The sequence below is a fragment of the Aquimarina addita genome, from assembly GCF_039539305.1.
In the GTDB taxonomy this organism is placed as follows: domain Bacteria; phylum Bacteroidota; class Bacteroidia; order Flavobacteriales; family Flavobacteriaceae; genus Aquimarina; species Aquimarina addita.
The window spans coordinates 167070-180038 of record NZ_BAABCW010000009.1; the positions used below are offsets into that span (position 1 = coordinate 167070).

Annotated in this window: 5 protein-coding genes; 1 reads left to right on the forward strand and 4 read right to left on the reverse strand. The window is 33.5% G+C overall.

The window, feature by feature from the left end:
- Positions 1-441: 441 nt before the first annotated feature.
- Positions 442-2202: an aromatic amino acid hydroxylase gene (locus ABD816_RS12590; protein ID WP_344927841.1), complete on the reverse strand. Its 1761-nt coding sequence runs from the start codon at positions 2200-2202 to the stop codon at positions 442-444.
- Positions 2203-2722: 520 nt separating this feature from the next.
- Here ABD816_RS12590 and ABD816_RS12595 point away from each other — a divergent pair.
- On the forward strand, positions 2723-3292 hold the full coding sequence (locus ABD816_RS12595) for a TetR/AcrR family transcriptional regulator (protein ID WP_344927843.1): 570 nt from the start codon (positions 2723-2725) through the stop codon (positions 3290-3292).
- Positions 3293-3410: 118 nt separating this feature from the next.
- On the opposite strand, the gene pckA is transcribed toward ABD816_RS12595, so the two are convergent.
- The 3 genes from pckA to ABD816_RS12610 all read right to left on the reverse strand — a co-directional run bounded on the left by pckA (position 3411) and on the right by ABD816_RS12610 (position 12860).
- Positions 3411-5030, reverse strand: coding sequence for a phosphoenolpyruvate carboxykinase (ATP) (gene pckA, locus ABD816_RS12600; protein ID WP_344927845.1), 1620 nt, complete (start codon positions 5028-5030; stop codon positions 3411-3413).
- 390 nt (positions 5031-5420) lie between these two features.
- Positions 5421-10001 (reverse strand): TonB-dependent receptor plug domain-containing protein, encoded by a 4581-nt coding sequence (locus ABD816_RS12605; RefSeq protein WP_344927847.1) that lies wholly within the window; start codon positions 9999-10001, stop codon positions 5421-5423.
- 3 nt (positions 10002-10004) lie between these two features.
- Positions 10005-12860 carry a hypothetical protein gene (locus tag ABD816_RS12610; protein ID WP_344927849.1) on the reverse strand — a complete coding sequence of 952 codons (2856 nt, stop codon included), beginning with the start codon at positions 12858-12860 and terminating at the stop codon, positions 10005-10007.
- Positions 12861-12969: the final 109 nt, after the last annotated feature.

The window sequence follows — 12969 nt, forward strand, 5'->3', positions numbered from 1 at the left end:
CGCGACTTTAGTAAAATCTTGATAATTAATTTACTACATAACATATTTTCTGTTGCGTTCATAGTAAAGGAGCCGTAATCTCAAAATTCATATTCGTTTTCTATAAGAATATATTTCAGTTTTATGGGAAACACTTAGGATATATGGTTTTAATCTAATACGAAACTAAATTGATAAAATTAAAGAATATTTCTTCATCCACTTGTTAACCTTTCTCTTTTTACCAACACTAAATTATAGGATAGGTACAAAAACTTTATTGTGAGGTTTTTTACGTGAGATCGGGTTTTACTATGTAACAGTAGTATATCCGATCTCTTTTTTAGAAATGTTTTAAAAAAAACAGGAAAATTACTGTATGCAATTTAACTTGAGCTTTTTTACAATGTAGTCATTAGATTTGCTCATATGTATACGTTTTTAACTACGTAAAGAAATGATTTAGATAGTAACGACCTTTGCTAAAATAATCTCAATACCACTTGCTATCAGGTGAGCGACTGCAGGTTTTTTTGATTTACATTCCTCTAAGTGGTTTAATATCTGCTGAGAAAATTGTTCATCTTTATGATGTACAAGTTCATAAATCTCTATAGAAAGTAACCAGTCATCGGTATGATCAATTGTTAGTAATTCAAAAACAGCTTCTAATGAAAATTTAGTGTTTTTACCTTCTCTTATATTTCGAACAGACTCATATAATTCTAGTAGTTCTTTTTGTTTGGGTGTATACGTTTTTTTTACAGTATTCATTGCAGGATGATGAGTAATCAGGTCAAAAGAGTAATCGTCTGCAGGGCCAGAAAATGCAGATACGATATCTTCTCCTATAGCTAGATCATAGTTGCCCCACTCAGGTCTGAACAGGTATTCATCTTTATACTTGATCGTACATTCCTTAAATTGTATGATGATAAGTTCACCTTTTATATTTCTGGTTCCTGTTATATTAGTTCCTGCCACTGTAATACCACTCTCAAATTCGAATTCTATAAATTCACCATCATAAAAATTATAAGCTTTCAGATCCCTTGGAGACATATTTTCAATAGCAAGGTTACTACCTTTTAGTTTTCCTATTGGTGATCCGAATCCTTCTGCGTGTGTTGCAATGCCATGACCTATAAGTTCTTTTTCTCTATAGGCTAATGCTGACGGACCATTAGTTTCAAAATAAATAACCTTATTATCTTTATTCTTGATCATCCTGGTAAATACGCCAGAGATTTGCAATCCTGTGCATAATTCTATAGTACCCAGATTTTCAGAAGCAATCAATTTTTTTAACCCACGATGTCCTCCTTTACGTAAAGCCATAGTATTAGCAAATTCTTCTAATACTTGACATAGATATGCAAAATCAGGTGTTACAAAAAGCTGAGGTTGCGGTTTTGTGATATCAAAATCCTGATAAGCAGCTTCTGGTGAATAGGGAAGTTTTTTTACCTTATCTGTAATGCACCATTCACTTTCTCCAATAGAAGAAAGCAGTCCAGCACCATAGATTTGAGGATTACTTACCTCGCCAATTAAGCCATATTCTACAGTCCACCAATGCAGATTGCGAATTAAAGCCATTTCAGAAGGTTTAGATTTTTGGTTTTGTAAAGTTTCTACTTGATTTTCTGCTTCTTTAATAGTTTTAGGGTCTGTATTAGGAGCTTCTTTTAAGATAGAAAGCGTCCGTACCGCTTCATACATCTTATAATCTTCTTTTGAAGAAATTGCTTTGCAGCCAATTTTTCCAAAACGTCTTAGATATTCTGCATACTCAGGATTAGCGATGATAGGTGCGTGACCTGCTGCTTCATGAATGATATCCGGGGCAGGCGTATACTCTATATGTTCCAGTTGTCTTATGTCTGAAGCAATTACCAGAATATTATATGCCTGAAACTCCATAAAGGCGTTAGGAGGGATGAAGCCATCAACAGCCGCAGCTGCCCATCCTATTTCTTTTAATATTCTGTTCATCCCATACATATTAGGAATGGTATCTACAGAAATCCCGGTTTTTTGTAATCCGTCCAGATATGAATGGTGTGCAATTTTGCTTAGAGAAGCTACATTTTTTCTCATAACATATCTCCAGACCGCCTGATCAATAGGTGTATATTCATCATAATCCTGAGGTTTAATGAATTGTTTAAGATGAGGTGGTAACCGATCAATTAATGGATTTGTCTGTATTTCTTTTGACATAATGGGACAATAATTTTAAGAAATCATCATTTAAGGTATGAATTTACTGGTTTTATGATAAAAAAATAAACAATTAACGAACTTTAAGTATATGATCAATAATATTGAGTAGTTGTTTTAATTAGCATGTTTATCCTGTATTAGCTACTATTTATTTTTAGAATGCCTCTACAATCTGTCTGGAGTATGAGCATTCTGATAATCACATTACAAAAAAAATAATAAATAAAAGATCCGGTTTGCTAAATCTTATTGGCAAATCGGTATGGATTTAAATACGCTAACAGCTTTGCTTTAAATTCGTTCCTTTATGTAGGTTTGCTATACTACATGCGTTTTTTTGTTAAAGCTTTTTTGAAAGTGTTTAAAAGTATAAATGATTACCTTATTTAATTTTGTATCCTATATATTTATTATATTTTGGTTACATCTTTTTTAAGTGATTTAACATATTCTGATATAAGCTGTTGATTTTTTTAAATAAGACGAGTGCAACCTAACAACCTAAATACAATGATTTATGAAACCAGAAGGTAGAAAACAAGAAATAATACAGGCAGCGGCGATTCTTTTTAAAGAGAAAGGCTATAGTGCTGTTACGATGAGAGATCTTGCAAAGGCTATGGGGATTAAGGCAGCGAGCTTATATAATCATATCCAATCCAAGCAGGAGATTTTGTCTACAATTATTATTGATCTGGCAGAAGAGTTTACCTATGGGATGGGGCAAATCGTTTCCTCTGATGAAGGAGCTATTCGGAAATTAGAAAATATAATTAGTTTGCATATTGATGTAACCCTGCGCAATGCAGATGGTCTTGCTTCTCTGAACAATGATTGGATGCATCTGGAGGAAGAAAATTTACTGTATTTTGAAAAAATGCGTCAGGACTATGAGGAAAATTTTAGAAACATTGTAACTAAGGGTACGGTCGCAGGAGAGGTAAAACCTTATAATATTGAAATCATGGTATTCTCTACGTTGTCTACGCTGAGAACCTTATATCTATGGTATCCTAAACAGAATAACATTGATGCTGCAATTCTTAAAAAAGATATGATATCGGTGTTGCTAAAAGGGGTGATTTAGTAAATAATATCTATAAAATAAAAATCAGGAAAAAAGACGTTATATCTTGATTCCTGATTATTAAATAAAAGTATCCTGAATAGGATATTGTAAAAAGTTTTAAGTAGATAAAATTTTTTTAAAAAGCATAACGTTGCGGACCTCCTCTTCGGATTTCTTCATTAGCATAGGATTCAAATTTTTTGAAATTTTCTCTAAATGCGTTGGTAAGCTTAAAAGCTGTTGTATAGTATGCCTTGTCATCATTCCAGGTAGCTCTCGGACTTAATACACTTGTAGGTACTCCCGGACATTCTCTGGGTTGTGCTACGCCAAAAACAGAGTGAATATGATATTTGTCATAAGAGTATAGTCCTAGATCTCCATTAAGTACTGCGCGGATCATAGCGCGGGTATATTCTAATTTCATTCGAGTGCCTACCCCATAAGATCCTCCTGTCCATCCTGTATTTACCAGCCAAACATTGACACCAGCAGTATTCATTTTTTCGATTAACATTTCTGCATATTTAGCAGGATGTAATGGCATAAACGGAGCGCCAAAACAAGCAGAAAAAGAAGGAGTGGGTTCCACAACCCCAGCTTCTGTACCTGCTACTTTTGCAGTGTATCCTGAGATAAAATGGTAGGCTGCCTGACTAGGTGTTAATTTAGAAATAGGAGGGATTACTCCAAAAGCATCTGCCGTTAAAAAGAAGATATTTTTAGGATTCTTACCAATAGAAGGTTCTTGTATATTAAGAATATGATCTATAGGATAACTTACTCGGGTATTCTGCGTAATGGAAGTGTCAGTAAAATCTACAACACCAGTACCATTCATAATTACATTTTCGAGAATGGCACCTTTTTTAATAGCTCCATAGATCTCGGGTTCTTTTTTTGCAGAAAGATCGATTACCTTAGCGTAGCATCCACCTTCAAAATTAAAAACAGTATTTTCTTTAGTCCATCCATGTTCATCATCTCCAATTAGTTTACGCTCTGGATCTGTTGATAAAGTAGTTTTTCCTGTTCCAGAAAGCCCAAAAAATATTGCCGTATCACCATCCTTACCTACATTAGCAGAGCAATGCATTGGTAATGTTTCTTTAAAAACTGGTAGTATAAAATTGAGAGCAGAAAAAATTCCTTTTTTAATTTCACCAGTATATCCGGTTCCGCCTATTAGTACTATCTTTTTTGTGAAATTTAAAATGGCAAAATTATGTTGACGTGTACCATCTATAGCATTATCAGCCATAAACCCCGGAGCATTTACGATGGTCCATTCCGGATCAAAGTTTTCTAGTTCCTTATCATTGGGTCTAAGAAACATATTGCTTGCAAACATATTGGACCAAGGATACTCATTGATCACCCGGATATTCATTCTGTAATTATCATCAGCGCAAGCATAACAATCTCGTACGTATAATTCATTTAATGAATTACAATACGATATTACTTTGTCATATAGTGCATCAAACTTTTTAGGTTCAAAAGGGATATTAACAGGTCCCCACCAAACTTTATCTTCGCTAATATCATCTTTGACAATAAAACGATCCATAGGTGATCTTCCGGTAAATTCTCCCGTGTTTACAGCAAGCGCTCCAGAGGATGCTTCTTTCCCCATACCTTTAGCAATAGTAATTTCATGAAGTTCTGAAGGCGATAACTGATAATGAATGTGCTCATTTTTTATTCCATACGATTGTAATGAAATAGTGCTTTTTTTTCCTGTAGATGCATGCATATCTTATTGTTTTGCGTGTGTAACTAAATTCAGAAAACTTAAATAATGTGGTGGCGATTATTTATAAATTTCAGAATCTAAAAACTAAAAATCTATTTGGTTAGAATAGTTGGTCAATAAAATAATAATCCATTTGATGCTTAAAAATACTTTATATCTTCGTTTTTATGCGCGATCAATTTAATAATGTAACATTGCGTTTTTTAATCAAAAAGCGGATCGTTCGCTAATATATCAATTTTAATTTAATTCGATGGTATGAATCAAAGATATTGGTTTTCTATCGAAATAATAGGAATGATTCGGATAAAAAATACGGTATAATTGGTCAACCAGATTTACACTGCTAAAGGCTAAAAATAGTATATATGTGATTTAAAAATAATACAATTATTTTTCAATCCTAAGCGTGCTTCCTGAGATCCATTTTTTAAATTCATCCGCATAATAAAGATATACAGTACTCGCTGGTGCCTTATACGTTCCTGCAATATCCGCTTTGAGATCAAGACGTAAGGTTTTGGTTTCTGAAGGGCCAAATTCTCTCCAATAGAAGACCAGATAATTATCAAAAATCTCATAATAGGCAACTTTTTCCTGTTCTATGAATTCTTTTAATTGCCATGGTTGGGGAGTGGCCCCGGATGGGATACCAATAATCGCTGTTGGCATAGGTACACCTTCTTTAGTTATATTGGTAACTTCAATTGTAAGACTTACATTGTCACCTACTTTATACGTGGTATTTGGGATTTTGGTTTTTAAATCTAATCTGCATTCCTTAGATGAATCAGGTACTTTACTATCCCATTGTATATGAAATGAGTAAGGAAATGTAATTTCAGGATTAGAAAATGCGACAGCTACTTTTTGATGTCCATGTTTAAGGTATTGAGCAACGTCTGAGATTATAATTTTACCACTATCGTTAATTTTTAATGAGCGTTCTAAAGTATTGCCGTTAATCATTAACGCTACGGTATTATCACTATCAATAAATTTTCTTTTATGGTTTTTCGTATATGCTATTAATGCTTTTAATGCCATAGAAGTAGATTGGGTGGAACCAAACCTTCCTCCATTCCTTTTACTTAATATATATTCTATTCCTTGTGTAATTATTGCTTCATTGCTATTTTCTTCTTTCATCAATGCCAGAAGAGTAAATGCAGTAGTTTCAATAGATTTTGCATTTCCATATGATCTTGTAATAGTCTCAGCGACAGGTAATTTTTCGAAGCTGTATTCTCTTATGTTTTGTTTGATTCTATCAAGTAATCTGGTTGCATTCTTTGATTTATTTAATTTGTAACTAGCTAAAGCCAATAATGCCATTCTATAGGTATCATTGCTTTGTAAGGCTTCTTGATAAGTAGCATCGTACTCTTTCTGTATATCTGTATCAATTCCTGATTCACTGATAGCATATACAATATAAGCATTGTTTACAACTTCTGGTGCTGCAGAGAATCCGTATTTACCACGGTTTTGATTAAATCCTCCTTTGCCGTTTCTTCTGCTTAGCAACCAATTAATGGTGCGTTGAAGCATTTGCTGATCTACACCTTCATAAACGTCCTTCATTTCTGTAAATTCTAATAAACCATAAGCGGATAGTGCTTCATGAGGGGGAGTGTTACCATACCATTCGAATCCATGTTCACTAGTCTCATAAGCAGCCAATTTTTTATACCCTTCTTTAATAAACTCTAAAGCTTTACTCTCAATTTCTACATTACTTTTACCCGTCTCTTTTAAGTATTTTAAGATTAAAATGTTAGGATATGTACTGGAAGATACCTGCTCAAAGCATCCGGATGGATGACGAAGTAGAGATTCTATACCATTCATTACATCTCCTATGATATCCGTGTAGATATTAAATTCTCCTGTGAGCGTATTATGAACCACCTGATTGATGTCGAATTCAAAAGATTGATTATGAGATCCTGAAATAGAAACTTCTGTAGGGAAATAAGGACTTAAGATTGTTGCTTCTTTTTTTAAAGTATCACTATATTCTTCTGATGTTGCAGAGGCTTGGATTATAGTTTTTTTATCTTTCGAAACAGGAATGACTGCAATATTTTTAATTACAGAACTAGATGCCTTTATATTAACTATAGAATCTATTGTGCCTACAAGTTTAATACTTTCTGGTAGGGTTAGCTTTAGTGTTGTTTGTATAGATTTTGAAGATTCATTACGAATAGTTAATGGAAGCACTACAGTGTCGTGTAAGGTAAGATAGTTAGGGATTTTAAAATCAAGATTCAATAGTTTTTTAGTACTATAATCCTTAGTAGTTCTTCCCACTAACCCATTCCAACCGATTCCTTCTGCGGTTATTCTAAAAGATGTAATAGCATCAGAATTATAAAACTCTAGTGTAGCCGTACCTTGAGCATCTGTTTGTACGATAGGGTTCCAATAGATTGTTTTTCTAAAATCTGTTCGTTCAGCAGGAAGTTCTTTGCTTTCATATAAAGGAGCATAAAATTCTCTTGCATAGTAAGTTGTTGGTGCAGTAGCAGAACGAAAGTAAGTAACTACATCATAATTGTTAAACCTGGCAGAGTTTAATGTCTTTTTGTTCCAGTTATTAAAATTAGATTTCCCATTTTTGGTGGTAATTAGAATAACACCATTTCTTCCTGAATAACCATATATGGCAGTGGCTGATGCATCTTTTAATACTGTTATTAGATGTATGTTTTCAGGATTTACATTACCTAAGGTTTCTTGTACAGGTACTCCATCAATAATAAAGAGCGGCTGATTGTCACCAGAGATGGAACCTACTCCTCTAATCAGTATTTTAGAATCTTTAGATGGCTCCTCGTCCCCTGTGATTTGTAATCCTGCAATTCTGCCTTGTAATGCAGAAGTTATATTCTTTTTTGGAAAAGATTCAATTTCATTAGATGCTATTTTTGAAATGCTACCGGTCAATGCACTTTTTTTAGTGGTGCCGTATCCTATTACGATGGTTTCCTCTAACTCTGTATTGTCCCCAATAAGAGGTATAGATGCGATCTCTTTTAGCTCAACCTTTTGTTGTATACCTCTTTGTATATCCATAAGTCGCAAAGGCATATCAGGAACCATAGTTTCGACTTCTCTTTTACGTCTTAAATCCGGATAATAGTTGATGTTTGCATTATCTACTATGATTTGTACCTTTTCATGAACTTCGCTAAATGCAACTAAGGTATAGCTGTTTGCCTTGTTTATTTTAAATTTAAAAATACCATTTTCTGTAGGGTCTAATAATAATACCTGATTTCCTGTATCATCAAATACGTAGAGATGTGCTGCCGTAGGTTTGCCATTTTTATCTATAACCTTTACTATTTGTATTTCTTTTTGTTCGGGTTTAAAAGTGGCGTTATCGATATTGATTTTATCACTGTGAATATAATTTCTCCAACCATGGGTTAACATTACATAGTCTAATGCTTTACTGGCTTTTGGTTCATTTTTATCAAAATAAAAAACAGGTTTATGAATCTTGCCTTTTAATTCTGAAGACATAAACAAATAGGATTCGATATGATCTTGTTTATCATCTGCAAAGGATAATAGTTTGTTATCTGCAATACTTATTGATAAATTGGACGGAATAGGTGTATTTGTCATGTCGGTCGTTTTAACCGTTAGTTTGACTTTTTCTCTTGTTTGGTATATTTCTTTGTCCAGAGATACTTCTATATGTATCTTTTTTTCAGGATTCATAAAAACCAATCGCTCTGCTGCTATTACATTATTTTTGTCGTAAAGCGTAAGTTTTGTAATTCCCTTTGGGAAATCGCCGGATGGGATTGTTACTTGTTTTGTATGCGCTTCGATTTTTTGAGTATATAGAATTTTAGATGCATCAGAAATTTCTAATCGTAGCGATGATGGTAAGGTAGAGAACAATTTAATTACTGTAGCGTCTGTAGTTGTTTTTGTAGAGAAGGTAACGCCTTTAGTATATACAGTAGGTAATGTTATTTTTCTTTCAGAGACAAAGGGCTCCTTAATTTGAGCATAATACACAGTATTTGCAATAGCATTTAGCGTAAAACCACCCATTCCATCATGGTAACTAACAAAATCAGATATAAAATTACCTTGATCATCAGTGATGATTCCGGAAATGTCTGCCGGCTTCCCAAATTCGTTAATGGCTTTAAACGCAATAGTATTGGTTGTACCAGCAATAATTTTTCCGCTTTCAGGAAAAAATTGCACATCCATTGTATCTAATACTACAGGAACGCTACGCGAAATGGATTCTGTAGAGCCTCTATAGGGGATGAGTACATTTAGTACTACATCTGTAGTTGCAAGTGTTGCTGGTAAAATAAAAGAAGGTTTTGCTTTACCTTCTCCATCTGTTTTTATTTGTTCTGAACTGATTTTCTGCCCTTTGACCGTTACTTCAAAAGTAATTTCTTTATTGGATAACGGATTATTCTTAAGATTTTTTACTTCAAAATCAGCGATCACTTTTGATGATTTACCATATCCTTCTTTTTGAAATTTGAGATTTAATAAAAGTGTAGGTTCTACAATTTTCTGAACAGTAATTTTTTTGGTAAAAAAGATATTTTCATCAAAATTCCGCATCCATTGGGTGTACATTTTTAAGGTATAGATACCTCCAATCCAATTTTCCTGAATATCAAAATCACCATAAGAAGCTCCTTGTTGAATGGATAATTTTAGTGTTTTGATAACCGATCCTTTAGGTGAAATTAAATCGGCATACATAAATTCACTTAATGTAGAGGGTAGATTGTTTGTATCTGTAAGATAAGATTTGAACCATATAGTTTCACCGGGAAAATAAAATGGTCTGTCTGTTTGTGTGTATATTTTTTCAATGGGAGTATATGATGATTCGGGATTGCTGAATGAGGTAGCAATGAGCGTTACCATAAGGATACTAACGATTTTCCTGATTGTAGAGGTATATGATCCCATGTCTTATATTTTTATGTTTAATTGTATTCCTATTTCACTAATAATAGGGGTGTTGAAAAAATTGATTCCCCGTCCGGAGGTAGTGCCAAAGAGGCTACTATAAGGAGAAGCACCATCAAATTTTGACCAGGTAAAAAGGTTTTTTCCATAGAGTGCGATACGTATTTCTCTCATTAAATGTGAATCATCTTCTTTCTTAATATCGTATGCTAATTGTATTGATTTTAGATTAAGATAGCTGCCATCTTCAATAGCATCTTCTGCTACACCTTCAAGTCCATAGCGGACAAAACGATTGTTTAACACATCAGTATTTGGATTAGCAAAATCTACAGGTCTTGTGTTTGTTTCACCCTGTTGAGTAACTCCATTAAATATAAAACCAGTGGTATTTCTTTGTAGTGCCGATTGCTGAGAAGTTCCCAGATAATTAAGAACGTTTTGAGTTCCGTTCCAGATATCTCCTCCCTTTTGAAAATCAATTAGAAAATCTAAATGAATTCTTTTCCAGGTAAATGAATTAGAGAATCCCAAGTTAAAGTCGGGAATGGGATCACCTATAATTTTGTCTGTAGTTGCTACTAGAGGAAATCCTTCATCATCAATAATAATTTCATTGTTTTCATTTCTGGCATATGCAGATCCTACTAATACTCCTGCTGGTTGTCCTACAATTAAATTTTTAGAGACTGTAGAGAAACCTGCTATTGGGATTCGTTCTTTCTCATTTAATATACGAGTGACCTTAGTCCTATAGGTAGAAAACACAATACCAGGAGTATAAGAGAGCTCTCTGTATTTAAATAAATAGGCTGTCAGATCAAATTCAAAACCCTGATTTGTAATGTCGGCTACATTATCTAATTGAAACTGGTTTTGCTCATATACAGGAAAAACGCTTTTTTTAGTAAGATTGTTATAATAAGTAAGGTCAATATCAAATTGTCCGTGTAATAAGTTTATGGATGTATCGACACTTAATTCATAGTTTTGTTTCTCTTCTAATAAAACATCATCGGTGATAAACAGATCATTATTTGCGGTATATGAAAAACTGGTTTCAGGGGTAAATAACAAGCTATTATGACTTTGATTTTTGTAAAATAATGGGATGTCATTGGTGTCAAAAGAAGTACTTGCTGTTACAAAAAGTCTGCTAAATAAAGATGAATTGATGATCGGGTCTAAGTCTAATCTAACCAAGATTGATGGTTGAAACCATGTAGTGTTTTGTATCGAAGAAATAAAGGAGTGGTTGGCTAAAGTGACTGTGGTATGCAGATTATAATTTTTGTATTTTATTTTATTTTGTAGGTGAAATGTATTTCTAGTTAATCGTTGATGCTGAGTAAAAGTGGTTATAGGATTTGTAAAGGTGACCTCATCAAAACCCGTATTTTCAGTTAAGGAATAGGATAATTGATCATACTTATAATCAGTAATTGATGTAAAATGAATTTCAAAACCATCAAAATTTTCTTGTAAGCTAAAAGTGAGATTAGCATTAAAAGCGTCATTGTTAATTTGTTTGTCACTACTATATCCTTCTATAAATCCCACAGTATTCTGAAGTAGTCCGAATCTTTGATCATTTCTGGCATGAGTATAGTTAAGATTTGTTTTGATTTCTACACTACTGGATAGTTCAAAATTATTTTGAAGACTTCCTATTAAAGAGTTATTTCGTGTTTGATTACGATTTTTTTCTAGTAACCAATTGGGGTTGTTAAATTGATCAGGGCTAAAGCTTCGCTGTGTGTTATCTGGTAAGGTGGTTCCCTGTTGTATATCAAAACTTGCGGGAGTAGCCCATAGATTAAGCAATAAATTGTTCTGAAACCCATTGATGTTAGGTTGATTATCTACTACTTCACCATACTTAATAAAGGCATCCCAGAACATTTTTTTTGGGTTTCTTTTCTGGTGTTTGTAACGTACTTCAAACTGATTAAAGTGACTATTTTCTCTGCCATATAAATCCTGATTCCTTTCGTTTCTGTAATCAAAACCCAGAAAATTAGTATTGGTTGATATGTTAAAGAAAGCTCTATTAGAAATCTTTGTGGTAGTTAGAAATAATGTATTGTCATAAGGTTTTGCGGGTCCTGGATTGTTACTATTAGCAGGTAGTAAAGTGCCGTTCTGATCATAAATATTGGGAGTATTACTGTATGCTAAAGAAGCTATTGCCGGACCGTAAGAAAATGATTCGCCGGTTTGCGGACCAAAGTAGGTAAGCTGTCCATTAGAAGGTCGCCCCTGGCTATATGTATTCTGAAGTTGAGGTAGATTTTTTTGTTGAACAAATTGAAAATTTGTATTGGAAGTAGCTCCAATTTCATAAAAGATGTCTGGCGCAAAGTAAGTCAAGGCTACTGTGTCTTTTCTTGCTTCTAGATATTTGATTCTATTATATTGAAAGTTAAAAGGACCTTCATATTCTCTAGGGCTATCTTTAATATCCGGAACTGTATGAGTAGGTTTTGTGCTTTGTTGGATTGCTTTTTTATAAGCTGTACTGTAGATATTAGTTACAGGTTCTTGCCTATTAAAAGCCATGGATTTACCATGTTCAAATAAATCCAAAGAAACTTTTACAACTTTCGTTTCCATACCATAATGAGTGAATTCTAAAATATCTCCTACAGAACAATAAATGCTGTAGGCACCTTTTTTATCAGATATGCTAACTGCATTAAAATTTTCGCTGTTTATAGAAACTCCCGAGAGTGGTAAGCCATCAGGTCCCCTAAGTATTCCTGTAATTGTTCCTGTAATTGTTCCTGTCTGAGCAATCAGAGAGGAAGAAAAGATAAAGCAAAAGATGAAAATGTATTTTATGCAAAAATGATGGTTCATGAAGATGTATTATATTTTCCTGCTCAAATATATCTAATAAAAGCTGAGAGAGAATATAATAAATGAGGGAAAAGGTGTTTTGATTTAGGGAAGTGGTTAGACAAATTTT